Origin of the sequence: Kroppenstedtia guangzhouensis (genome assembly GCF_014637345.1) — a bacterium.
In the GTDB taxonomy this organism is placed as follows: Bacteria; Bacillota; Bacilli; order Thermoactinomycetales; family DSM-45169; genus Kroppenstedtia; species Kroppenstedtia guangzhouensis.
Window position 1 is genome coordinate 246,482 of record NZ_BMEX01000003.1, and the last position, 23,448, is coordinate 269,929.

Genomic DNA, 23,448 nt, shown 5'->3' on the forward strand with positions numbered 1-23,448 from the left:
ATATCCCAACCAATCACAGAGAATCCGGCGATCGCCTGACAGGGATCGCCGGATCTTTTTTCAGGAAGAAAAAATACCTGCTCCTCACCGGAACAGGCGAAACAAATAAAGCAACAAGGAAAGTGCCACACTGATCAGAATGCTGGTCATCAGCGGAAAGTAAAATTTGAAGTTCTCTTTTTCAATCACAATATCTCCCGGCAGACGTCCCAAGTTGAAAAAACGGCCGCCAAAATGCCACAACAGACCGAACACAACCAAGAGGATACCAAGGAAAATCAGCATCTTCGGAACTGGATTCATGTTGGCGACTCCACCCCAAAGTGTTGATAACAACGGGGAGTGAGCATCCGCCCGCGGGGGGTCCGCTGCAGAAATCCGATCTGCATCAGATACGGCTCGTACACATCCTCCACCGTATGCGCTTCCTCCCCGATCGTGGCCGCAATCGTCTCCAGCCCGACGGGCCCTCCCCGAAAATGGGTAATGATCGTTTTCAACAGCTTGTGATCCACCTCATCCAATCCCAGTCTGTCCACCTGAATGCGATCCAATGCATCCCGGGCTGCCTCCCCGGTAATCACTCCGTCGCCTTGAACTTGGACAAAATCCCGCACCCGCTTCAGCAAACGGTTGGAGACCCGCGGCGTTCCCCTGGACCGGCAGGCGATCTCCTCCGCCCCCTCTTCCTGGATCGACACCCCCAAAAGGTCCGCCGCCCGCATCACAATCAGGGACAGCTCCTCAGTGGAATAGTATTCCAACCGACTGACCACGCCAAACCGGTCCCGCAACGGGGAAGAGAGAGAACCGGCCCGGGTGGTGGCACCCACCAGGGTGAAAGGGGGAAGATCCAAGCGAACTGAGCGGGCACTGGGCCCTTTTCCGATCACAATATCCAGAGCGAAGTCCTCCATCGCCGGATAGAGAACCTCCTCTACACTGCGGTTGAGTCGGTGAATTTCATCGATGAACAGGAGATCGCCCTGTTGCAGATTGGTCAAAATCGCAGCAAGGTCCCCCGGACGTTCGATGGCCGGCCCGGAAGTGATCCGGACCTGAACTCCCATCTCATTGGCAATGATGTGGGAAAGGGTGGTCTTCCCCAGACCCGGAGGACCGTACAACAACACATGATCCAGGGGATCCCTCCGCATCTTGGCCGCCTCTATAAACACCTTCAAGTTCTCTTTCACCCGTGTCTGTCCGATGTAATCATCCAGGTAACGGGGACGCAGGCTGAATTCCATCGGTTCATCTTCCGTTGAGAAATGGGAAGAGATCATCCGTTCTTCCATCCCGTCCCCCCCTTATTCCTTCATGGAAAGTTGCAATGCCCGACGAATCCATCGATCCAGTTCCGGCTCTTCATCACCGAAATCTTTCCTGGCCATCGCCACGGCCCGGGAAGCTTCCTCTTCATTATATCCCAGGGCTTGGAGGGCTTCAATCGCCTCTTCGGACCCGACACGTTCCACGTCCTCTTGGATTTCAACCGGAGAATCGGAAAAGGTGTTCCCACTGAAACCCGCTTTTTTCAACTTGTCCTTCAAATCCAACACGATCCGCTGGGCCGTTTTTTTCCCCACCCCCGGCAGTTTGGTCAGAAAGCGAAGATCTTCCTGCTCCACCGCCTTCACCAACCGCCCTGGATCTCCGGAACCGGTCACCGCCAGTGCCACTTTGGGCCCGATACCCGAAACCCCCAAAAGGAGCCGGAACAGATCCCGCACCTGCCGCTCACGAAATCCGTACAGAGTATGGGCATCCTCCCGAATCACTTGGTGGGTATACACCGTCACCTCTTTTCCCTCTTCCCACTTTAGAGGTTGGATGCAAAAAATCAGATACCCCACCCCCTCTGTTTCCACCACAATCGCTTCCGTCGTCCGATAAGCCACAACTCCCCGGATAAACTCAATCATCCGTTCCACCTCCCCTTCCCGAATCGATCGATGAAGGTGGCAGAATGGGCCTCACAAATCGCCACTCCCAGAGCATCCGCCACATCATCAGGCTTTGGGATCTCCGGCAGATTCAGGAGGATCCGAACCATCTCCTGAATCTGCCGCTTTTGTGCCTGACCGTAACCGACCACTGCCATCTTGACTTGCAACGGCGTGTACTCTGTGATGGCGGCTCCCGCCTCCTCCGTCGCCAGCATCAACACACCCCGCGCCTGTCCAACCGTGAACGCCGTGGTCACATTCCGATTGAAGAACAATTTCTCAATCGCCACCACATCCGGCCGGAATTTTTGATACAGTTGAGTAATCTCATCATAAATCTGTTTGAGCCGGGTCGCCGTTGACAATCCCGCCTCCGTCTGGATACTGCCGTAGTCGACGGCTTTTAGCCGATTTCCCTGTTGATCGATTACACCATAGCCCACAATGGCGATTCCCGGATCAATCCCTATAATTCGCACACCTGCACCTCCCGGTGGTCGAACCTGCGTTTGGCATCAACTGATCGATTATATCATATTTTTTGACGACACAAGGAATGAAGGTTTGAATGATTTCCCTCCTCCCGGCACATGACTATGACTGAAGAATCCATATGTCGGGAGTGCCGAGGATGAAAAAATACGGGATCCTGTTTCTCACCCTCCTGCTGGGCCTGGCCTCGGGAGGCTGCGGAAACAAACTGTCCGGTCCGGAAAAGACCGCAGTCCGATTTTACAAAGAAGTCTGGGTGGAAGGCGATCTGAACCATTCCTCCCGTCTGTTGGACCGTCAGCACAACCGGAAAGAGTTGGGATGGCGGGTGGAACAGACCAAGAGCTCCGAAAAGAAAAATCCACCCATCCTGGTCACGGTCTCTCCATCCGATTCCCAAATCATGAGCAAAACCATCTGGATTCACCGTCCATCGGATAAGCGGGACTTCCGGGTCAAACTCCGTCGAACCGCCCGTGGCTGGAAGGTGGTCAACTTCCAACAAAACTACGACAACCGCAGAGGCGGCTATATCGGGAACGACGCCTTTCAACGCTATGTCAGGGAATATCCCGGTTTGAAGTGGAAACGGGTGGAACAACCATAGCAAATGATGAGGGAGGTTGCGGAAATGTTTCCGCAACCTTTCATTTATGAACGAAAAAAAAGTCCTTTCCGTAAATATCGAAAGGACTTTGAAGGATCACCCTTCCTCGGGGATCTCAAAGGGGCCGTTTCAAAACCATCCGTTGATAATATCCGTGGGCAATCCATTCCACAACACCGATTACCACTGCGGCAATCAAAAAATAACTGATGTTGATCAGCGTCAGATCCATCGAGAGCAGACGGTTGCCTGCAAATCCGATTATCAGGAGAGCCATCCCCATATCGGCCAAAGTGGCCACGGTGTTATTTAGTTTGGGAAGGAGGATCACATCCCCCAAGAATGCCACCACTGCCAGCACCCCACTGAGTAAAGCTAGATTTTCCCAGCTGAAATTAGTCAACCATCCCAAGATCACCGAGAGAGTCACAAAGTAAGCGATAAACTTAGTTACAAGAAACGCACCGTGTTTCATCGGAACGCTCCTTTCATAAAATAAATGGCGTTTCCATGATTCCCTACATCGCGAGGAATATACACTTAGGTTCATCATCCACTGCGAGAATGGTTGTCAACACTCTCCACTCCTTTCATTTGCATGCGAAACTCAGGCTGTTTCCCCAAAGTTGAAAAACAAACAAAAAAGATGTTGACATCTCACACATTTGGGGCATAAACTAACAATAGTCAAAAGTTTACCTAGGGCAAAATTGATATTCCTAGCAAACATTAATTCCTCTATAAAACAATTATGCCTTCAGGCATATTTTTCTGAAACGTTTCCATCTCCTACTTTGAAAAGTTTTGTACAGAGATCAACGGAGGGGTACCCATGCACACCGAAATCCCACTGTCTGAAGCAGCCGTCGGCCAATCCGTCCGAATCACCCGACTGGATCTGACGGGCACCATGCGCCGTCGGTTGCTGGATCTGGGCTTTGTCCCGGGAGCCGAGGTCTATGTTCTGCAAAAAAGCCCACTGGGTGATCCCGTCGCCTTCCGGGTGAGTCATACGACGATTGCCCTTCGAAAAGAAGAGAGTTCCCGAATTTTCGGGGAAGTCAAAGGAGGGAACAAACTGTGAACTCCCAAGGAAACAAAAGACCCTGGGACCGGCAACAGCCGGGAAAATCCCCCTCGCTCTCCGGCTATCGTGTGGCATTGGCCGGCAACCCCAACACAGGAAAGAGCACTCTTTTCAACGCTCTGACCGGTATGCGCCAACATACGGGAAACTGGCCGGGAAAAACCGTGCTCCATGCGGAGGGAAGATATCTTCACAACGGGGAGACCTACACCGTGATTGACCTGCCGGGCACTTATTCTCTTTTTTCCAATTCCGCCGATGAAGAGGTGGCACGAGATCATATCGTTTTTGATCAGCCGGATGTAACAGTCGTGGTTCTCGATGCCACCGCCTTGGAACGCAACCTCAACCTGGCTCTTCAGGTACTGGAGATGAGTGATCATGTGGTGCTTTGCGTCAACCTGATGGATGAGGCCAAACGGAAGGGAATCCAGATCAACAGCGGGAAACTCTCCGACAAGCTGGGGGTGCCGGTAATCAAGACAGCGGCGAGAGAGGGGGAAGGGCTGGAAGAACTGAAGCAGGTGATCGCCCGCATGGCCCAGGGGAAAATCACCACCCGGCCCTACCGGCTTCGCTACGACGAGAAACTGGAGACCAAGATCGCCGAACTGGAGCCGGAGGTTCGAAGAGTCTTCGGCAATCGCCTGCCCTCCCGCTGGATTGCCCTCCGCCTGCTGGACGGGGACGCCGGTCTGGCGAAGGCCTTGCGGAACCGCCTGGGAAAGGAGGAGGTCGATCAAAGTGGGACAACCGATGGATCCCCTTATCCAGTCGAAGCGTAACCATCTGGACTCCCTGATCGCCCGTTCCCGGCAACTTGGAGATGCTTCCGCGCGGGATGACATCGTGGCCCGTGTCTATCAAACCACCCGCTCCATCTGCGAAGATGTGGTTCATTATCAGGATAAGGAGCGTCTGTTCCGCACGGAAAAGTTGGATCGGGTCCTGACCTCCCCGATCTGGGGCTACCCAATCATGCTGGCCATGCTGGGCGTGATCTTCTGGCTGACCATCGCCGGGGCCAATGCCCCCTCGGAGATGTTGGCACAATTGTTCGGCTGGTTGGAGGGGTATCTCACCCTCACCTTCCAGGCACTTCATGCCCCCGATTGGCTTCACGGCTTGTTGGTGTTGGGATTGTACCGGGGAATCTCCTGGGTGGTCAGCGTGATGTTGCCTCCGATGGCCATCTTCTTCCCGATTTTCGGCCTGTTGGAAAACTTCGGTTACCTGCCCCGGGTCGCCTTTAACATGGACCGTCTGTTCAAAGGTTCCGGCGGCCACGGCAAACAATCCTTAACCATGGCCATGGGATTCGGATGCAATGCGGCGGCGATTCTGTCCACCCGGATCATCGAATCGCCCCGAGAGCGGATGCTGGCCATTCTGACCAACAATTTTGTCCCCTGTAACGGCCGGTGGCCAACCCTGATTCTGCTCTCCTCCCTCTTTATGGCTGCAGGTATTGCCGATGGCATGCAAACCTTCGTCACCGCCGCCGTTGTGATGGGAATGGTGCTCTTCGGCATCGTCGTCACCCTGACGGTCTCCTGGGGACTGTCCAAAACCGCCCTGCGGGGAGTTCCCACCCACTACACACTGGAACTCCCCCCTTACCGCAAGCCGAAATTTTGGAACACCATCCTGCGCGCCACCCTGGACAAATCCCTGTACGTGTTGAAACGGGCCGTGATCGTGGCCGCCCCCGCCGGGGTGATCACCTGGATTCTGGCCAACACTCCGGCGGGAGATGTCAGCGCTCTGGAACAGGTCGTCGCATTTCTCGATCCTTTTGCGCGGGCATTGGGGTTGGACGGCTTTATCCTGATGGCCTTTATCCTGGGATTACCCGCCAATGAGATTGTCCTGCCCATCCTGCTGATGGGTTATCTCTCCACCGGAGCCATGACCGAAGTGGAAGACATGGCTGCCCTGAAACAGATCTTTCTGGATCACGGTTGGACTTGGCTGACTGCCCTCAATATGATGTTGTTCTCCCTCCTCCACTATCCCTGTGGAACCACCCTTATCAATATATACAAGGAAACCAAAAGTCCCAAATGGACCTTCCTCTCCTTTGCCATTCCCACGGGGATCGCCATCGGGGTCACCTTTATCGTGACCCAGACAGTTCGGGCACTGGGACTGCTCTAAAGCCTGCAAAACCCAAGTGTTGGGGCAATGAGATCCTGCCGCAGAGAATTTCTGCGGCTGTTTTTTATTTCCCGACACCGACAGAAACCCAGCGATCTTCCCTTCCGATTTCTCAACAGTAGAAGTGTTTGTCAACAAAATAAACCTTCACCTTTCTTCATCGTTAAGAGCGTTCCGATCTAGCCCAAGGTCACCAGTTCATCGAGTCAGGTGGAAACGTCGGGACAGTTCATCGCAGAAGGCCTTCAGCATACTTTGGTTGATCGAATAATAGCTCCATTTCCCTTGTTTGCGCATGTGTAACAGTCCCGCATTTTTCAGCTCCTTAAGGTGATATGAGACCTTTGATTGCTTTAAGTCTAAAGCTTCTTGGATATCACAGACACACATTCCGATCTTACAACATTGTATTGGATCTTCTGTGTCACTCTGAGCGATCAGGTCCAGAATTTGATACCGGATCGGGTCCGACAACGCCCGGGTGATCAGTGACAATTGTTCACTGGTGCAACAAGCCATCGGCCTTCACTCCTTATTAGGTCATTGCAAAACTCGGGCGATGCCCGAGTTTTGTTCTGGGTAAAATGGACTTACGGCTGTTTGTGGGTACAGCAAGCGTTTCTGGTCTCGGGAATGGTCGATGAGTGCCCAAATTGATCCGCATCTTCCTTCAAAAAAGACTTCCCATCGATGACCGTCGGGACTGATCACCCAAATTTTGTCCTGACGGGCATAGCAACAGGTGGTATCCATTTCGTCGAAGGAAGCCAACCCCGCATTTTCCAATCGTTCCTTGGCAGCGATCACCGCCTCTGTCGACCCCACTTGAATCCCCATGTGGTTGATTCCCCCAACGATTTCGCCTCCCTCATTCAAGGCGAAGTTTAGGAGCGGTTCATCCAGGTCAAACTTCGCATAGCCGGGACGCACCTTCGCCGGTTCCTCTCCGAACAGGTGCCGATAAAACTTGATTGATGCGTCTAAATCCTTTACATTGATGGCGACATGGGGTTTCAACACCATTTTCCATCCTCTCCTCAATAAAAATTATTCACAGCAAAGCGGAGCTGAACAACAGGACAACCCTTGTTTTACATGGTGAGGTTCATGGTTATCGAAGTTTTTCCAGATGGACCGGAGGATTTGGATCCAGCTAAGCCGTTTCCGAGAGAGACGGTTAACCTTCTGGAACTGGTTCTTGATCTCTTCATGACGGATACGGGCCATCTCTGTTTCGTAACCGTTGAACAAGACGATTCACCTCAAAGCAATTTTTGTTGATGCAATCATATATCAACAATATTTGATGTGTCAATCCTTATCGTTTGGTGACGGGAATGTTTTTTGAATGGAACTTTGATGGTTATATGTTTTTCACTTGACAGAGGATCCGTTCAAATGCGGAGAGAAAAAAGTACCGACCTTAATATTTGTAGGAACTTTGCCCGCTTATAGTTATAAGGAGAGGATGCGCCAATAGCTTGTTTTTAATCACGGGACTCGCTGAAATCAGCGGAGGATATTTCATTTGACTGTGGTTGCAGAAAAAATATGAAATCAGCCGACACGAAATTTTCCCACAATACACGCCCCCATCAGCGCACAAAAAACAGCAGACTATGAATTAGCCTGCCAAACAAGGATATTCCTGCTGCGGAGCAGCACCGCAGCATTTTTTTGATCAGACTTCCGTTTCCGGATGCTCCAGATCGGCTTTCTCGACCTGGATCGTGGTATGCCGGATTTTGAATCGCTCCTCGATTTTCCGGATCGCCTGTTGCAGTACTTCCTGCCCGTCAAGATGATCCTCTATAAGAAGATGACAACTTAAGGAATCCAAACCGGAAGTGATCGTCCAGATGTGAAGGTCATGCACATCCCTCACTCCGGGAACCTCCCGGAGGGTCTCCTTCACCTCTTCCTGGTCGATGGTGATCGGAGTTCCTTCCATCAAGATATGGACACTGTGACTGATGACTCCCCAGGCACTGCGCAAGATCAACAACGCCACAGCGACACTGATAAGGGGATCCACCACATACCAGGAAAAGGAAATCATCAGCGAAGCCGCCACAATCGCCCCCACAGAGCCCAAAGCATCGCCGAGGACATGCAGATAAGCGCTCCGCAGGTTGACATTCCCTTTCACATCACCTTTTTTCGCCAAAAACCAAGCACTCACCACGTTGGCCGTCAGTCCGACGACAGCGATCAGCATCATGGAGGTTCCCGCCACTTGGGGTGGGGAATAAAAGCGATGAACGGCTTCCCACATGATCAGCCCTGCAATCACAAACAGCGTCACACCGTTGAAGAGGGCCGCCAGAATTTCAAATCGGTAAAAACCGTATGTTTTGTTCGGTGACGGAGGCCGGGACGCAAACCGGAAAGCAACCAGGCTCAGGGCGAGGGAAGCGGCATCACTCAACATGTGACCCGAGTCGGACAACAGGGCCAGACTGTTGGTGATCAATCCCCCGAAAAATTCCAGAAACATGATTCCAGTGGTGATCACCAAAGCGATCAGCAACCCTTTTTTATTTTGTTCCCGCTGACGGCCATGGGCATGATCATGAGTGTGTCCATGATGATGCAAGGATGGCCCTCCTTTCCGGTGATTCCATTCCCGTCGCAGCAATCCGAACAACAACATGTCCCAACGTTTTCCGTCCGGCTCCAAAAATCTCCGATAGGTCCCCTCCCGGGTAATCCCAGCCTTTCATACAGCCGGATCGCGTCGGTGTTGTAACTGAACGCCGTCAACTGCAATCGATGGAGATTCAGTTCCAGAAAGGCAAAGCGGAGGGCGATAGACATCTCCTCCCGACCCCACCCCCGGCCGCGATACTCCGGACTGCCGATGCCGATGGAGATCCAACCGGTCCTGTGGTTCCAGAGGAGACCATCCATTTCGACAAACCCGATCATCTCTTCCCTTTCCGGGGAACGGAGGGGGACAGGAAGTCCTTGTCACTTTCATGGTACTCGGCCAACCACTTCTTCAGTAGGTTCTCCGTTTGGGGTAAGGAGGCTTCAGCGGCCAATGAGCGCTAAAATGATCATCCCGGTACCAGGTGGCAACAGTGGCCAAGTCCTTCTCCTCCAGCGCAGTGAGACGCACCCGTTCAACGGCGAGTACCGACTCACCCATGGTTTTCCAGTTCATCATCGATCTCCACATTGGAGTAGACGTTCTGAACATCATCGTGATCTTCCAGCGCTTCGAGCAGCTGAAGCATTTTGCTCACATGGTCTCCAGTCAATGTTACCGTGTTTTGAGGCATCATGGTGACTTCCGCCGTAGAAAAGCGGAAGCCCTCCCTTTCCAAGGACTCTTTCACCTCTTCAAAGTGGTCCGGAGAGGTCGTGATCTCAAAAACATCTTCCGACGCTTCGAAATCCTCCGCACCGGCTTCCAACACCTGCAACATCATTTCATCCTCATCCTGCCCGGCGGACACCCGATCGATTCGCAACAAACCTTTTTTATCAAACATCCAAGCCACACAACCAGCCTCTCCCATACTGCCCCCCCGTTTGGAGAAGATATGCCGCACATCCGCCGCCGTTCGGTTGCGGTTGTCAGTCAGGGCTTCCACCATCACCGCCGCACCCCCCGGACCATAGCCTTCATAGGTGACGGCTTCATAGTTGCTCCCGCCTTCAGCACCGATCCCCCGTTTGATCGCCCGTTCAATATTATCATTGGGCATGTTTTGGGAGCGGGCCTTGGAAATCGCCAGGCGCAATCGTTGGTTTTGGTCGGGATCCCCGCCCCCTTCCCTTGCCGCCACGGAAATTTCGCGAGCCAGTTTGGCGAAGAGTTTCCCACGCAGAGCATCCTGACGCCCTTTACGATGTTGAATATTTTTCCATTTGGAATGGCCGGCCATTCCGATCACCTCTTTATCAAGATCCGGATCAATGGTTAGAAAAAGCCCTTTGGAAGGAAGTGAAATCCTGCAGGGTGGTCATCCCCTCGATTGACGGATCCGTTCCAATTCCCTCAGGGTGAGATCCAGGTCTTCATCCCGCAAAGCTGAAGGCATCCGCCAGCGAGCCTGTCGAAGAGCATCCAAGTCGATGTCCACGATGAACAGACCCGATTCCAACAAGGGGGCTTCCTCCACCTTGTCTCCGAAAGGATTAAAAACAGCGGAGTTGCCGAAAAAACGAACACCCTTTTCCATACCCGCCCGGTTGACGAAAACAGTGTATACACTGTGAAGCATCGAATGGGTGGACAAGATCCGGTGCCAGGGTTCCCGGGAGGCTTCTTCCCCACCTTCCTTCACCGGCCCGTTGGCCATCACCAGGAGAAGTTTGACTCCTTCCTGGGCCAACAGATAGGGAACAGAAGGATGCCAGGCCTCTTCACAGATGACCACCCCCACCCGACCAAAGCGTGTATCCACCCCGCGGATGCGGCTTCCACGCCCAAAATACCGCCCTTCCTGAAACATCCCGTAAGTGGGCAGATACGTTTTCCTGTGAATCAGCCGGATCTGCCCCTGGCTGAGATATGCGGCGGAATTGTAGAAAACGTGATCTTGGCTTTCCTCCGCAAATCCTAAAACAACATCTGTTTTCCCCGCCGAGGCACCCAGTGCAAGAAGATCTTCGTCCGTCGCCATTCTGGCCGCATCCGGCGTTCGCTCTCCCAAGGAATACCCTGTCAAACTCAGCTCCGGAAAAACCAAAAGATCCACCTGCTCAGAATCGGCACGGCGGATCATCTCTTCATGGAGCCGCAGGTTTTCTTCCACCCCACCCAACACCGGGGCGAGCTGGGCCAGACCCACTTTCATCACAACACCCCCCGCCAAGGATTTCAGACTGTCTTTTATCATAACATACATGCCTGAAGCTACCAACCTGCCCAATCCCGGAGAAACTCCTGCCACTGGGGGAGTGCACGGGCAATTTTCTGAAGATAGGGCAGGGTCTTTTCCTTGGTGTAACCCTTCTTTTCCAGAGTCAAGCCCAGCACCTCCCGGAAAAATTCATTGGGGAATCCGAGCAAAACGGACAAGATCATTCGCTCCGCCGGCACCAGTGGACGGTTTTTCTCATAGGCAGCAACGGTTTCTCTTAACACCGTCGGATCCCAATCCTGTTCCGAAAGACTTCTCGACAACAGCTGCCACAAATCCCCGATCTGAGCATCATACTCTGCCGTCTCAAAGTCGATCAGCCAGCTCTTCCCACTCTCATCAATCAAAATGTTGTGGCTGGCGAGATCCCGGTGGGCCACACAACGCCCCCCTCGCTCCCACCCGATTAATTTCCGCAGGGGCAGGTGTTTCAAGCGTTCCCTGGCCACCTTTCCGTACCTTTGGTAGAGCGCCCCGTATTCCCGCAGCATTTCTCCCAGCTCACCATCCACCCTGTTCACACTTTTCATCAATTGGGAAAAGGAGCGGTATCGGATTTCGATCCGCTCCATCAAAGTCTGGGAACCGGATGAAGCACGTGGAGTGAGCAAACCCCGCCCCGCTGTGTGGAAGAGGGAAAGGAGACCTGCCGCCTTGCGAATCTCCTCGGGGTTCCGGTAGGTGGCGGGACGGGACTCTACCCGGGATGTCAGCACCCACTCCCGACCATCAGTCACAAAAGCGGGCATACGGTCAAATCCACGATACCGAAGCTCCCGATCCACCCAGATCCACCATCGGAGGTGGGAGGGATGGCGGGATCTTTTCGCCACCCATTCTCCGGAACCCGTTTCCAACAGATAGTTTCCGTGAAAAATCCCCACCCGATAAACTCTTGTCCCCAAGGTGGTTTCCCAATGATGGATCACTGCGTCCTCCATCCCGTTCCCCCCTTCCGGCCTCGTTATTTCTCTGTGGAGCTTTCCTCCCAGGCTTCTTCCTCCTGATGGAGGAGAGTGGAAATATCCCATTCACTCGCCTTCGGCTCATTGACCGATTGTCCGTCGAAGTCGACGTTCTCCTCTCTTGCCGACTCCCCCATCGTGGACCCCAGGTTGGGAGTGAATCCCTGAGACTGGGGGAATCCCGGTAAAGGATATGGCATGGGAATCCAAGGTTGTTGCGGCTGTCCTTGTTCCGGCTGTTCTCCGTAGCCGGGGGTGAAGAATCCGGGTAGTTGTTCCTGACCGGGCTGACCGTAGCCGGGGTAAGGAAATCCGGGTGACTGCGGTTGCCCGATTCCCGGGCAGGGCCACACGGGCCATCGTTGCCGGTCATCCGGCCCCGGTTGACGCAGGATCGGATAAGGATAAGGATAGGGTTTGGTCGGTTGGGGAAATTGTTCTCCCGAGTAGGGTACACTCATGGAAGGAAACGGATACGGAAGGGGTTGAAAAGTGTAATCTGGTGACATCTCCTTACTTTCCGGCACCTTCTCTTCAGCCATTCCCGGTCGGTACTCCGGTGCTTTGGGCATCGGGGGAATCATCCGGAAAGGAGATTGGTCCGGCTTTTTGGGCAGCGGTTGCTCTTCGGGAGACTCGGACCCTTCCATACTCGCTTCGGAGAGACCGGGAACCGGGGGTGAATCCGGTTTCCGGTGGGAGGATTTCGGCTTCTCCCCCGTCACCGCCGCCTTTCTCTTCCCCTGTCTGGCAACAGGAACCTTTCCCCCTGGGATTTTAACTTTTGCCCCCGGTTCCGGATGCTCCGGATCCAATGATGGATTGAGATCCATCAGACGTTGCACAGGAATGTCAAATCGCCGGGCAATCTTCCTAAGGGTATCCCCCGGCCGAACGATATGCAACTTCAACGAGATATCCCTCCTTTAAAAAACCATGCGTTCTATATATATGCGACCATGGGCTGTTTGCGCCCATTTGTCCCCGGAAAAGTTATATGAAAAGATTGGGAGAACCAGAACCCTTTTTGTGATAAGATATATTTTGCCGGTCCTCTGGCGGGATGCATCCTTTAAAACTTTGTCATCCATCTTCGATCATATGACTCAAAGGAGTGGGCTATGAGGATCAAAGGAAACCCTACATGGATTGCATTCAGTCTGTTTTCATTGTTCTCTCTGTTTTTCCTGATTGCCGGCTTCGGATGGGCCATCAAAGATATACTCCATCCCCCGTCAGAAGGTCTGTCTCTCAAGAAGCCCCGGCAAGAAAGAGGCAACTCCACGGAAACAGCACTTCTGCTCACCCTTGGGGATTCATTGACCCGGGGTACCGGGGACCCGGATGGACAAGGCTATGCCGGTCGGATCAAAGAAAGCCTCCGAAAGGAACACAGTCGCATCAGTGCAGTCAATCTTGCTGTGAAAGGACAGACCTCCGACCAATTGAAAGATCAAGTCCGCCAACCACGAGTCCGGCGTCTGTTGAAAGAAGCTCGCTGGATCACACTGACCATCGGCGGAAACGATCTGTTTCAAAACAGTGGGCAATCGGAAACCATCGATAGGAAGCAATCAGAAAAAGCGCGAAAAAGATATCAAAAAAACCTTAAAACCATCTTGTCCGTCATCCGCAAGGAAAATCCAGACACTCCGGTGTTCCTGTTTGGACTTTACAATCCCTTCGGTGATCTCGGCCAAAAAGAAACCAGCAATCAAATCGTGGGGGAATGGAACCGAACCCTCACGGAAACCACCGAAAAGTTTGACAAAGTGGTGGTGATTCCCGTTTTCGATCTCTTCCAACTGAATCCACAGGCTTATCTGTATAGTGATCACTTCCATCCCAACCAAAAAGGGTATCAAAGGATGGCCAATCGTCTGTTGCAGGCGATGGAAGAAAACTCGGAGGAGGTGTCGGCCGGTGCCCGCTGATGAAGAAAAGATTCTGTTTGTGGAGAATCTAAGTAAGCGAATCGGTCAAAGAGAGATCGTCACGGACCTCACCTTCGATGTGGAACACGGTGAGATCTACGGTTTCCTCGGACCCAATGGAGCAGGGAAAACCACCACCATCCGAATGCTGGTCGGATTGATCCGCCCCACCCGGGGAAAGGTACAAATCGGCGGCTACGACCTCGGAAAAGAACCGTTACAGGCACTCCGACATGTGGGCTGTATCGTGGAAAATCCGGAGATGTATCCCTATTTGACTGGCCGGGAGAATTTAGAAATTTTCGGACGAATGATCGAAGAGGTCACCCCGGACCGGATCGAGGAAGTGGTCCGGCTGGTAGAACTGGATCAGCGGATCGATGACAAAGTAAAAACCTATTCCCTGGGCATGCGACAACGACTCGGCATCGCTCAAGCCCTTTTGGGAAGACCCAAATTGCTGATCCTGGACGAACCCACCAATGGACTGGATCCCTCCGGCATCCGCGAGATGCGCCGTTTTATCAGACAACTGGCCCGAGAAGAAAAAATCAGCGTCTTGATCTCCAGCCATATCCTGCACGAAGTGCAACTGCTGTGTGACCGGGTAGCCATCATCAACAAAGGCCGGATCATCCAAATCGGCCCCGTCGATCAGCTCTTGGAAGGGGATTCTCCAGTGGAATGGAAGTTTTCCCCTCTTGACCGAGGGGTGAAAGTGTTGGAGTCCCTCCCGGATGTCACGATCCTGGAGCGTCGGGATGATGGCCTTGTCTTCACCCGAATCCCGGAGGATTGCATCCATGAGGCCAACCGGGAACTGTTGCACGCGGGAGTGAAGGTCCAAACCATCCACCGCAAATCCCCCACACTGGAGGATATCTTCCTTCAGTTGACAGAGGGGGATTCCCTTGCGTAACCTGATCGCTCTTGTCTATAACGAGCTCTTGAAAACTGTGAAGAAAAAAAGGGTGCTTGTCGTCCTGCTGATCATCGCCGTACTGATCCCCGTTTTCACCTATGCCCAGTACCGTACCGTTCAAACCACGATTCAACAGATGGGAACTTCGGACTGGCGCTCCATCCTGCAACAACAGATCATCGATAACCAAAACCGCCTTTCATCCAATCGCATGCCTGAAGAATGGAAGAAACTCGTCCGTCTCAACATCCAACAACAACAATACTATCTGGATCACGATATCAACCCGATGGCTCCCGGGGCTCCCACCTTCGTCCGAAAATTCACCGAGGAATCCATCTCCCTGTTCCTTCCCCTGTTGGTGGTGGTGGTGGCGGCGGACATCGTCAGCTCGGAACATTCAGCAGGCACGATCAAACTACTTTTGACCCGGCCGATCCGGCGATGGCGCATCCTGTTATCCAAGTACCTGGCTCTTCTCCTGCTGGTATCTCTGATCGTGGTTGCCACAGCGATCCTCGGTACTCTCCTGTCGGGAATTATCTTTGGATATGGGGGATGGGAACTGCCTGTCTTCACCGGATTCCAGGAGATTAATGGAGAGATGATCACGGACCAGGTACATTTGGTGCCACAATGGCAGTACATCCTGATGAGTTGCGGACTGGCCTGGTTTTCTTGTACAGCTGTCGCCACTCTCTCCTTCATGGTGTCTGTCGTCGTACGGAGTACCGCCGCCGGAATGGGAATCATGTTGGCCTCCCTGATCTCCGGAAGTCTGCTCACCCAGGCGGCGCCCAGCTGGACGGCCCTCAAGTACCTGGCCTTCACTAACCTTCGCCTGACGGACTATCTTTCCGGCACTCCCACCATGATCGAAGGAATGACCCTTCCCTTCTCCCTGGCGGTTCTCAGCATCTGGTCCTTGGCCAGTCTAGTGGTGGCTTTCACGGTGTTTGTGAAACGGGATGTACTGGCATGACAACAAACCATCCTGTAGAAAGGGGTGGTTTGTCTCTTTTCCAATGGAAACACTTATTCTTTCGATTTAGAAACATTGTTTTCCCAATCCATCCATCCACCCATGCAGGTCGCAAAAAGGATGCATTTACACACATGATCTTGGCGGATCACAACACCTTGTCCGGGTTATTTAATGAATAATCACGCACATGGTCAGGCAAGCTGGAGGATTCAAAACAATATATCTTATACTCTCGGTTTTCTCCAATCTTATACACATCATAAGGTAGGTTATGACGGACCATCTTTCTTCTTAAATATCCGGTAGATTTCCATAGCTAAGTTTACAGATATGAATTTTATTCCTATATGAAGTCTGATCCACTTTTTTCTCCATGCATCAGAGTTACTCAGCTCATAAACCAGATCATACAGATAGATTTTGTGCAGTTTTTTCTTCAGTCTCTCATTCAATCAAGCTCCTCTGAATGTTGAAGGAGCTATGCAAGTTTACATTTAGTCCTTTGGTCAGCCAGGCACATTCCGGTATCGGTGAATCGCGTCTTGAATGAGAGACTCGATAAATTGCATATCCTGCGCTCTCAACCCGTCATTTCAGGAGCCTGTTCTTTCTTTCCGCTGTCAGGGGAAAGCACCCGCGATACCAAGATCACTTGGCAAACCCCGGCTAGGAGCAATAAAACAGCCAATCCTCCAAACAAAGCTTTCCCGCCGTATTGTACCAACACCATACTTCCTAACACCGGTGCTGTCATTTTAGCCACACTGAGACTGATGTCAAACAAGGAGAAATACCGGGCCCGGACTTTGGGATCGGCCATCACCGACACAATCTGTTTCAACCTGGGAAAGAGTAGCATATCGGTCAAGGTCCAACAAGCTTCGGCAATCACGAGTATCCAGAAAAAAGGGGTGAACCCATAAAAGAGGCTGTACGCCACCAAGAGAGAATAACCCACCAGGACCACCCTTTTCGCCTGCCATTTTTTACTCCACAGAGTGACAGGCATCTGGAGTACCACAGTCAAAATCCCTGTGGTAGTTCGCAATGTTCCGTAAATGAACAGATAGTCAACAAATTGGGTTTTCAAATACAAGGGCATCGTCGAATTCATCTGCATCTCCACCATAAAGGCTGGAACGGTCAATACAATCAGCAGAAGCAACGGGAAATGGGATCCCAATCCCCGAAAAACAGAGCCTTTGCTCACCTGTTCCGCAGGTTTCTCTACGTGATCAGGCTTTGTCTCCGGAACTTTGAAGTAAACCAGGGCCGCCGTGAGCAGTGTCACTGCAGCCTCTCCCCCGAAGATCAGAGTGGGATTGAAATGATATGCCGCGATCCCAAGCAGAGGGCCCAGTGTCGCTCCGATATTGATCGCGACATTATTGAGGGCAAAGGCTTCCGTACGTTCCTGTTCAGGGACGACATCGGTGATCTGTGCACTTTCCGCCGGAGTATAGAGGTTGAAAACCAACCCGTTCAATGTCAACAACACATAAAAGTGCCAGACTTCGTTGGCAAACATCATCCCCGTCAGCATCAAAAATTGCAACATCGGAACAAACAGCAACACCGGTCGCCGCCCGAACCGGTCGGAAACATTTCCCGCCCATAATTTGAAAAACATGGACAGAAATGACGGAAAGCTGATTGCCCCCGCTGCAGCCACAACAGAGGCGCCCAACTGTTCTGTCATATAGACCACCAAATAAGGATACATCATAAATCCGGTGATACACCGGGACATTGTGAGCCAAAAGTGAACCCAGACAATCGGATGGTACCTGTCACGCACCTTCATCACCGTGTCCCGAATCACACCGCTCACATTCGTCCTGAAAGAAGATTTGGGATTTTTGGTCACTCAACCTTACCCCTTTGCAGATATGTTCAAATTTTCAATGCACACCGTTTACAGATTATAACACCAAACTGAGAGAAAGGAAACAGAATGGTTAAAAATTTTCCGTTTTACTTATCCTTTAATTAGATTTGAGGTGACACATAATCAGCGGATTTACCTCTTATCTGTCCCTTTATCAAAAATAGACACTTAAACCTCTATATCTATTGAATATTTATTCATAAAGCAAAAAGTACTTGAATCGAACCATCGCACATCGTAAAAAATAAATTTCCGATGTTCCCCTCGATTTTCCCTGACCGAACTTCCTCTCGATTATCGCTTGTAATTAAACTGACTACTCAGATATAATCGAAATCATCAAAGAGTATATTATTTGACCTGATTCATGGATTGGAGGAGCTTCCCGTTGAAAAAGTGGATCTCTTATCTGGTCTGGGCCGCCGTATCCGCCGCTGGAGCAGCTGCCTTCGGCATTCTCGCCCTTTCCCGGGGCGAATCGATCAACGCTGTCTGGTTGTTGGTGGCCGCAGTCTGCACCTACGCTGTCGCCTATCGTTTTTACAGCCGGTTCCTGGCCCAAAAAGTATTTGAGCTGGATGACAAGCGAAAAACACCTGCAGAAGTGCACAATGACGGCAAGGATTATGTCCCCACCAACAAATGGGTTCTGTTTGGACATCATTTCGCAGCAATTGCCGGGGCAGGGCCCCTTGTTGGACCGATTTTGGCTGCCCAGATGGGTTATCTGCCGGGCACCCTGTGGATTATTGTCGGAGTGGTGCTGGGGGGAGCGGTACAGGATTTCATCATCCTGTTCGGTTCCATGCGCAGAAACGGGAAATCCCTCGGTGAAATCACCCGGGAAGAGATCGGACCCGTCGGCGGCTTCATCGCCCTCTTCGCCATTCTCGGAATTATGATCATCCTGCTGGCAGTCTTGGCCTTGGTCGTTGTTCAAGCCCTCGCCAACAGTCCCTGGGGAATGTTCACACTGGCGATGACCATTCCGATCGCCCTGTTTATGGGAATCTACATGCGATTCATCCGGCCGGGCCGGGTGCTGGAAACCTCCATCATCGGTTTCCTTTTGCTGATGATTTCCTTGTGGGTCGGTCAGTATGTGGCCGAGCACCCGTCTTTGTCCCCTCTGTTTACCTTTGAAGGAACCACCATCGCCTGGATGATGATCATTTACGGCTTCGTCGCATCCGTCATCCCGGTCTGGCTCCTGCTTGCGCCCCGGGACTATCTAAGCACGTTTCTCAAAATCGGGGTGATCTTTGGTCTTGCTCTAGGCATTCTGCTTGTGATGCCTGAAATGAAGATGCCCTCGGTGACCCGGTTTATCGATGGGACGGGACCTGTCTTCTCCGGAAATCTATTTCCCTTTGTCTTTATCACCATCGCTTGCGGATCCATCTCAGGATTCCATGCTTTGGTCTCCTCGGGGACAACTCCCAAGATGATCTCCAGGGAGAGCCAGGCCCGTTTCATCGGTTACGGTGGGATGCTGACGGAATCATTCGTCGCGATCATGGCCTTGATCGCCGCCTGTGTGCTCACTCCGGGAGTTTATTTTGCCATGAACAGTCCCGTTGCCGTCATCGGTGCAGACGTTGTCTCCGCCGCCCGGACCATCTCCACCTGGGGCTTCGTCGTCACACCGGAACAGCTGGCGGGCATGGCCAAAGATATCGGCGAACAAAGTATCCTGTCCCGCACCGGTGGAGCGCCAACCCTCGCCGTGGGGATGGCCCACATTTTCTCCAGTATTATCGGTGGGAAAGCCTTGATGGCCTTCTGGTATCACTTTGCCATTCTGTTTGAAGCAGTGTTCATCCTGACCACCATTGACGCCGGTACCCGGGTCGGACGTTTTATGTTGCAGGATCTCCTCGGTCAATTCTCCAAAAAATGGGGAGAAACCGAATGGTATCCGGCTAATGTGATCTGCAGTGCCGTCATCGTCGCCGGGTGGGGATATTTTCTCTATCAGGGTGTAATCGATCCCCTGGGTGGGATCAACACCTTGTGGCCTCTGTTCGGCATCGCCAACCAGATGTTGGCAGTGATCGCCCTTGTCGTCGGAACCACGATCCTGATCAAAATGGGCAAAGCCGTTTATGCCTGGGTCACGCTGGTTCCCACCACTTGGTTGACTGTTGTCACAATGACAGCCGGTTGGCAGAAACTGTTTCATACCGATCCCCAGATCGGGTTCCTCGCCGCCGCCAACAAATTTCAAGCGGCAGCTGCCAGCGGGGAGGTACTTCACCCTGCCAAATCTCTGGATGAGATGAGCCGAATCGCGTTCAACAACCAGATCGACGCCCTTCTCACCGGTCTGTTTATGTTGATGGTGATCGCGATCATCTTGGACGCCGGTCGGATCTGGTACAAAAAGCTGGTGAAACGGGAGGCCCTGCCCTTGTCCGAATCCCCTTACATCCCCTGGGAAGGAGGGAACGTCAAAGGATGACTGACACCATTCTCCAAGCCTGCACCAAATCCTTTAAAGCGATGACCGCCTACCTGAATGCCATCGCAGGAGTTCCCGATTATGCACGCTATCTGGAACACTTCCGCCGCAATCATCCCGGTGAGACCCCACTCTCAGAGAAGGAATTCCACAAGCGGGCCACTGACGAAAAATACGGCGGGGGCAAGATTCGCCGCTGTTGTTGAATCCTTCCCACTATGAGCGTTGTGATTTACTGCGTTTGAAGGCGGTCGGAATTGGATTTTACATTCCGGCGTAAAAGTTCTTAACCTGCCAAAATCACTTCATGTGAAACCCAACCCTCCCTGTACGGTTTTTCACAACGCTTCTGAAAGGCCAGTCGCCGTGAAGGCGGCGGGCCTTTCTTTTTGGGTCATCGATTGACAATACTTTCCGGTTTGCATAGGATCACATTAAGTACCTTCCGGCGGTGCTTGGCGGTGGATTGCACCCAAGCTACCCCCTCTGCGCCGACGGCACTCTTCATCTGGTGGTGTCCTGCATGATTCGTACGAAATCTTCGGATGAACTGAAAGTCATGCGCAAGGCCGGTTCCATCGTTGCCGAGTGTCACGCCCTGATGAGCCAAGCCATCCGCCCCGGGGTGAACACCCGGGATCTGGACGCCTTGGTGGAACAACATATCCGAAAAAGCGGGGCGACACCCAGTTTCAAGGGGCATCATGGTTTTCCCTCTTCCATCTGCGTCGCTCTCAATGATGAGATCTGCCACGGTTTTCCCCGCTCCCAGCCTCTGAAAGAAGGCGATGTGGTCACGATCGACATCGGAGCCCGCTATGAAGGCTATCATGGTGACTCCGCCTGGACCTATGCCGTGGGTGAGGTCTCCCCGAAGATCCGCCGACTCATGAAGGATAGTGAGAAAGCACTGTTCCTCGGCATTGAACAGGCCCGACCCGGCCGCCGGATCGGAGACATCGGCCACGCCATACAGTCCTTTGCAGAACCCCTCGGCTACGGAATCGTCCGGGAGTTCTCCGGCCATGGTGTCGGCCGTGAACTCTGGGAAGAGCCCCAAGTTCCCCATTTCGGCCTTCCCAATACCGGGCCCCTCCTGAAAGCGGGCATGGTTCTCGCCATTGAACCAATGCTCACCCTCGGCAGTTGGTGCGCACAGATTGACAAAGACGGGTGGACAGCCCGTACGGTCGACGGCTCCATCTGCGTTCAATATGAACACACCGTGGCCGTCACCGATGACGGACCGGTCGTTTTGACGGAACAGAAATAAAGATTTGGGGCCCATGTGGGCCCCGATCTTGATCGGTTTCTCCCCTCCCGGAGACTGTCGATCCTCTCCATCGCAATTTTCCAGTGTGAATGAAGACGGAGCCGATCAGTGATCCGTCGGAACCACAGCCAAAACCGCGACGAACATCCCCCCCAACCAAACCCACAGGAAAGATCCCCGCCTTCAAATCCTGAAAGCCGGTCTGCGAAGATTCTCCGACAACGGCTATGCGGGGACGACCGTTTCGGCCATTGCGGCCGATGCTGGACTCAGTCACGGCCTGGTCCATCATTACTTCGGTTCAAAGGAACAGCTTTTTTGCAGAAGTGCTTCAGTCAGGCTTGGATTAAGCGGGCCGTTTGGCGCTTTCAGAAGGAGAAACGCCGGAAGACCGGTTGCGAAGATGGGCATTTTCCATGACCCTTCGTCTGGGCCAGACCGGGTTTTTCCCGCTGTACACCCGGATGGTCATGCAAATCCTGGGCGCTCCCGGACTGCATTCCCCAGCCTCTGTCCGGGCATTGAATCTATTTACCCAGACGACCATCCAATCCCTGGGCACCGTGCTCATCGAGCGGGGTCACCCAGAGAAGGAAGCTCCCGCTTTGGCCTGTCTGGTCTTCAATGCCCTGTTGGGCAGCTAGATGTTCGGCACCCAAGGTGCCGACCAACTTCAACTTTTGTACAAAACCGGCTGTGATCTATGGGGAATCCCGCCGGTTCCCGCCCCCGAGTCCCTCACCCTTCCCTCCCTGCCTTGGATGGTGGATGGAGAATCAGATTTCATCTGCAACCCCTATGATGGAGGTGGAGCGAACCGAGATGATCTGGCGTTCATTCTGGTGACCCTGGTCCTCCTGTTCATCCTTCTCTATGGGTACAACCGTCGCAGGGTTCATCAGGCGGAGGAGGAATTCCCTCCGGCCGGCTCCTTTGTCTCCGTTGAAGGCCACCGCTTGCACTACGTCAGCAAAGGAGATGGGCAAACCTATCGTCTTCCTTCATGGTGGAATCCTGTCCACCTATGATTATTCCAGGGTGCTGGACCTGGTTCACCGGGATTGCCGGGCCATCGCATTTGATCGTCCGAGATACGGCTACAGCGAACGACCTCGCAGGGAAAAAGTGACGGCAACCGTCCAGGCCCGACTTCTGCATGGTGCATTACAGAAAGTGGGTGTTGAGAGGCCTGTACTCGCCGGACATTCCATGAGCGGCCCGCTTGTCCTCTCCTATGCCTTGAACTACCCCAGGGAGATCAGCGGCGCCGTCCTGCTCGGGGCGGCAGTGTATGGCGGGGAAGCCTACCCCGCCAGCCGGGGCAACCTCCTTCTCTCCCGACTCATCACCACCCCCGTAATCGGGGACTTTCTGTCGAACACGGTTCTACCACCTCTGGGCTGCAGGATCGTCAACTCCGTGGTGAAAGCCACCTTTGCACCGGACCCCGCCCCGCCCGAGTATCTGAAACTGGCTTCAGTCCTATGGCCAAGACCCGGCCAAATCAAGGCCAACTGGGAGGATATTCTCTATTTCAGTCCAACTGCAAGCCAACTGAGTCCCCGCTACCCTGAGATCTGGGTGCCGGTCGCCATCGTCATCGGGGAACAGGATCCTTTCCTCGATCCAAAACTGCAATCCAACCGGTTGCACCGGGAGCTTCCCCATTCCAGATTGATCAAGCTTCCCGACACGTCACATATGATCCCGACTGTCAGACCTGAAGCCCTCTTTGATGCCCTCCGGTGGGTGTGGAGTGAAACAGCGGATCAGATATGAGAAAGCCCATGGAATCGAGCTTGGCTCGGCTCCATGGGCACTTTTTATTGCTCCTTCCTCTCTTATGAAGTTGCT

At 52.9% G+C, this 23,448-nt stretch carries 28 protein-coding genes and 1 pseudogene; 14 read left to right on the forward strand and 15 right to left on the reverse strand.

Annotated elements, in window-relative coordinates; all coding sequences use genetic code 11:
* Nucleotides 1-84 precede the first annotated feature (84 nt).
* Genes IEV46_RS05730 through ruvC form a run of 4 tightly spaced genes read right to left on the reverse strand, consistent with a single transcriptional unit; the run spans nucleotide 85 to nucleotide 2,428 of the window.
* A complete protein-coding gene (locus IEV46_RS05730) occupies nucleotides 85-303 on the reverse strand; it encodes a DUF2905 domain-containing protein (protein ID WP_188430825.1) in 219 nt (72 codons plus the stop codon).
* The gene (gene ruvB / locus IEV46_RS05735) at nucleotides 300-1,298 is read right to left on the reverse strand and encodes a Holliday junction branch migration DNA helicase RuvB (protein ID WP_188430827.1); all 999 of its coding nucleotides are present in this window, start codon (nucleotides 1,296-1,298) and stop codon (nucleotides 300-302) included. Before ruvB ends, IEV46_RS05730 begins: the two co-directional genes overlap by 4 nt.
* Before the next feature lie 12 nt (nucleotides 1,299-1,310).
* Nucleotides 1,311-1,925: a Holliday junction branch migration protein RuvA gene (ruvA, locus tag IEV46_RS05740; RefSeq protein WP_188430829.1), complete on the reverse strand. Its 615-nt coding sequence runs from the start codon at nucleotides 1,923-1,925 to the stop codon at nucleotides 1,311-1,313.
* Nucleotides 1,922-2,428: a crossover junction endodeoxyribonuclease RuvC gene (ruvC, locus tag IEV46_RS05745; protein ID WP_188430831.1), complete on the reverse strand. Its 507-nt coding sequence runs from the start codon at nucleotides 2,426-2,428 to the stop codon at nucleotides 1,922-1,924. The genes ruvA and ruvC overlap by 4 nt, the downstream gene beginning before the upstream one ends.
* A gap of 152 nt (nucleotides 2,429-2,580) precedes the next feature.
* On the opposite strand from ruvC, the gene IEV46_RS05750 reads away from it, so the two are divergent.
* Nucleotides 2,581-3,048 carry a hypothetical protein gene (locus IEV46_RS05750; protein ID WP_188430833.1) on the forward strand — a complete coding sequence of 156 codons (468 nt, stop codon included), beginning with the start codon at nucleotides 2,581-2,583 and terminating at the stop codon, nucleotides 3,046-3,048.
* Between the two features lie 115 nt (nucleotides 3,049-3,163).
* On the opposite strand, the gene IEV46_RS05755 is transcribed toward IEV46_RS05750, so the two are convergent.
* Nucleotides 3,164-3,523 carry a DUF2512 family protein gene (locus IEV46_RS05755; RefSeq protein ID WP_188430835.1) on the reverse strand — a complete coding sequence of 120 codons (360 nt, stop codon included), beginning with the start codon at nucleotides 3,521-3,523 and terminating at the stop codon, nucleotides 3,164-3,166.
* 357 nt (nucleotides 3,524-3,880) lie between these two features.
* Here IEV46_RS05755 and IEV46_RS05760 point away from each other — a divergent pair, with 357 nt between their 5' ends.
* Genes IEV46_RS05760 through IEV46_RS05770 form a run of 3 tightly spaced genes read left to right on the forward strand, consistent with a single transcriptional unit; the run spans nucleotide 3,881 to nucleotide 6,292 of the window.
* Nucleotides 3,881-4,132 (forward strand): FeoA family protein, encoded by a 252-nt coding sequence (locus IEV46_RS05760; protein ID WP_188430837.1) that lies wholly within the window; start codon nucleotides 3,881-3,883, stop codon nucleotides 4,130-4,132.
* On the forward strand, nucleotides 4,129-4,920 hold the full coding sequence (locus tag IEV46_RS05765; protein ID WP_188430845.1) for a FeoB small GTPase domain-containing protein: 792 nt from the start codon (nucleotides 4,129-4,131) through the stop codon (nucleotides 4,918-4,920). Before IEV46_RS05760 ends, IEV46_RS05765 begins: the two co-directional genes overlap by 4 nt.
* Nucleotides 4,892-6,292 carry a nucleoside recognition domain-containing protein gene (locus IEV46_RS05770; RefSeq protein ID WP_188431165.1) on the forward strand — a complete coding sequence of 467 codons (1,401 nt, stop codon included), beginning with the start codon at nucleotides 4,892-4,894 and terminating at the stop codon, nucleotides 6,290-6,292. The genes IEV46_RS05765 and IEV46_RS05770 overlap by 29 nt, the downstream gene beginning before the upstream one ends.
* Before the next feature lie 198 nt (nucleotides 6,293-6,490).
* Here the strand turns inward: IEV46_RS05770 and IEV46_RS05775 are convergent, their stop codons facing one another.
* The 9 genes from IEV46_RS05775 to IEV46_RS05810 form a co-directional block, all read right to left on the reverse strand.
* Nucleotides 6,491-6,811: an ArsR/SmtB family transcription factor gene (locus IEV46_RS05775; protein WP_188430847.1), complete on the reverse strand. Its 321-nt coding sequence runs from the start codon at nucleotides 6,809-6,811 to the stop codon at nucleotides 6,491-6,493.
* A gap of 21 nt (nucleotides 6,812-6,832) precedes the next feature.
* A complete protein-coding gene (locus tag IEV46_RS05780) occupies nucleotides 6,833-7,312 on the reverse strand; it encodes an ArsI/CadI family heavy metal resistance metalloenzyme (protein WP_229735925.1) in 480 nt (159 codons plus the stop codon).
* 661 nt (nucleotides 7,313-7,973) lie between these two features.
* A complete protein-coding gene (locus IEV46_RS05785) occupies nucleotides 7,974-8,888 on the reverse strand; it encodes a cation diffusion facilitator family transporter (protein WP_229735926.1) in 915 nt (304 codons plus the stop codon).
* Entirely contained in the window at nucleotides 8,816-9,220 is a 405-nt protein-coding gene (locus tag IEV46_RS18005) for a GNAT family N-acetyltransferase (RefSeq protein ID WP_229735927.1), read from the reverse strand. The genes IEV46_RS05785 and IEV46_RS18005 overlap by 73 nt, the downstream gene beginning before the upstream one ends.
* Nucleotides 9,221-9,293: 73 nt before the next feature.
* Complete coding sequence (locus tag IEV46_RS05790; RefSeq protein WP_188430851.1) at nucleotides 9,294-9,458, reverse strand: hypothetical protein; 165 nt, start codon at nucleotides 9,456-9,458, stop codon at nucleotides 9,294-9,296.
* A complete protein-coding gene (locus IEV46_RS05795) occupies nucleotides 9,436-10,185 on the reverse strand; it encodes a YebC/PmpR family DNA-binding transcriptional regulator (RefSeq protein WP_188430853.1) in 750 nt (249 codons plus the stop codon). The genes IEV46_RS05790 and IEV46_RS05795 overlap by 23 nt, the downstream gene beginning before the upstream one ends.
* Nucleotides 10,186-10,263: 78 nt before the next feature.
* The gene (locus IEV46_RS05800; protein WP_188430855.1) at nucleotides 10,264-11,100 is read right to left on the reverse strand and encodes a nitrilase-related carbon-nitrogen hydrolase; all 837 of its coding nucleotides are present in this window, start codon (nucleotides 11,098-11,100) and stop codon (nucleotides 10,264-10,266) included.
* 59 nt (nucleotides 11,101-11,159) lie between these two features.
* Complete coding sequence (locus IEV46_RS05805) at nucleotides 11,160-12,107, reverse strand: phosphotransferase (protein ID WP_188430864.1); 948 nt, start codon at nucleotides 12,105-12,107, stop codon at nucleotides 11,160-11,162.
* Between the two features lie 23 nt (nucleotides 12,108-12,130).
* Nucleotides 12,131-13,042 carry a LysM peptidoglycan-binding domain-containing protein gene (locus tag IEV46_RS05810; protein WP_188430871.1) on the reverse strand — a complete coding sequence of 304 codons (912 nt, stop codon included), beginning with the start codon at nucleotides 13,040-13,042 and terminating at the stop codon, nucleotides 12,131-12,133.
* Nucleotides 13,043-13,252: 210 nt separating this feature from the next.
* On the opposite strand from IEV46_RS05810, the gene IEV46_RS05815 reads away from it, so the two are divergent.
* From IEV46_RS05815 to IEV46_RS05825, 3 genes are read left to right on the forward strand one after another with little or no spacing between them, the layout of a single operon-like run.
* Nucleotides 13,253-14,065 carry an SGNH/GDSL hydrolase family protein gene (locus tag IEV46_RS05815; RefSeq protein WP_188430873.1) on the forward strand — a complete coding sequence of 271 codons (813 nt, stop codon included), beginning with the start codon at nucleotides 13,253-13,255 and terminating at the stop codon, nucleotides 14,063-14,065.
* Nucleotides 14,055-14,984: an ABC transporter ATP-binding protein gene (locus IEV46_RS05820; RefSeq protein WP_188430875.1), complete on the forward strand. Its 930-nt coding sequence runs from the start codon at nucleotides 14,055-14,057 to the stop codon at nucleotides 14,982-14,984. The genes IEV46_RS05815 and IEV46_RS05820 overlap by 11 nt, the downstream gene beginning before the upstream one ends.
* A 1-nt stretch (nucleotide 14,985) precedes the next feature.
* The gene (locus IEV46_RS05825; protein WP_188431169.1) at nucleotides 14,986-15,969 is read left to right on the forward strand and encodes a DUF2705 family protein; all 984 of its coding nucleotides are present in this window, start codon (nucleotides 14,986-14,988) and stop codon (nucleotides 15,967-15,969) included.
* Nucleotides 15,970-16,552: 583 nt separating this feature from the next.
* On the opposite strand, the gene IEV46_RS05830 is transcribed toward IEV46_RS05825, so the two are convergent.
* Nucleotides 16,553-17,839: an MDR family MFS transporter gene (locus IEV46_RS05830; protein WP_188430877.1), complete on the reverse strand. Its 1,287-nt coding sequence runs from the start codon at nucleotides 17,837-17,839 to the stop codon at nucleotides 16,553-16,555.
* A 388-nt stretch (nucleotides 17,840-18,227) separates the two neighbouring features.
* Between IEV46_RS05830 and IEV46_RS05835 the strand changes: the two genes are divergently transcribed.
* From IEV46_RS05835 to IEV46_RS05860, 7 genes and pseudogenes are all read left to right on the forward strand, one after another.
* Nucleotides 18,228-20,321, forward strand: coding sequence for a carbon starvation CstA family protein (locus IEV46_RS05835; RefSeq protein WP_188430879.1), 2,094 nt, complete (start codon nucleotides 18,228-18,230; stop codon nucleotides 20,319-20,321).
* A complete protein-coding gene (locus IEV46_RS05840) occupies nucleotides 20,318-20,527 on the forward strand; it encodes a YbdD/YjiX family protein (protein ID WP_188430881.1) in 210 nt (69 codons plus the stop codon). The genes IEV46_RS05835 and IEV46_RS05840 overlap by 4 nt, the downstream gene beginning before the upstream one ends.
* Before the next feature lie 317 nt (nucleotides 20,528-20,844).
* Complete coding sequence (gene map, locus IEV46_RS05845) at nucleotides 20,845-21,594, forward strand: type I methionyl aminopeptidase (protein ID WP_188430883.1); 750 nt, start codon at nucleotides 20,845-20,847, stop codon at nucleotides 21,592-21,594.
* Nucleotides 21,595-21,784: 190 nt separating this feature from the next.
* Nucleotides 21,785-21,901, forward strand: a pseudogene (locus IEV46_RS18595) (TetR/AcrR family transcriptional regulator); the annotation flags it as partial.
* Nucleotides 21,902-21,953: 52 nt separating this feature from the next.
* Entirely contained in the window at nucleotides 21,954-22,238 is a 285-nt protein-coding gene (locus IEV46_RS18010; protein WP_229735928.1) for a hypothetical protein, read from the forward strand.
* Nucleotides 22,239-22,622 carry a hypothetical protein gene (locus IEV46_RS05855; RefSeq protein ID WP_188430885.1) on the forward strand — a complete coding sequence of 128 codons (384 nt, stop codon included), beginning with the start codon at nucleotides 22,239-22,241 and terminating at the stop codon, nucleotides 22,620-22,622.
* A complete protein-coding gene (locus tag IEV46_RS05860) occupies nucleotides 22,573-23,373 on the forward strand; it encodes an alpha/beta fold hydrolase (protein ID WP_188430887.1) in 801 nt (266 codons plus the stop codon). Before IEV46_RS05855 ends, IEV46_RS05860 begins: the two co-directional genes overlap by 50 nt.
* The last annotated feature ends 75 nt before the right edge of the window (nucleotides 23,374-23,448 follow it).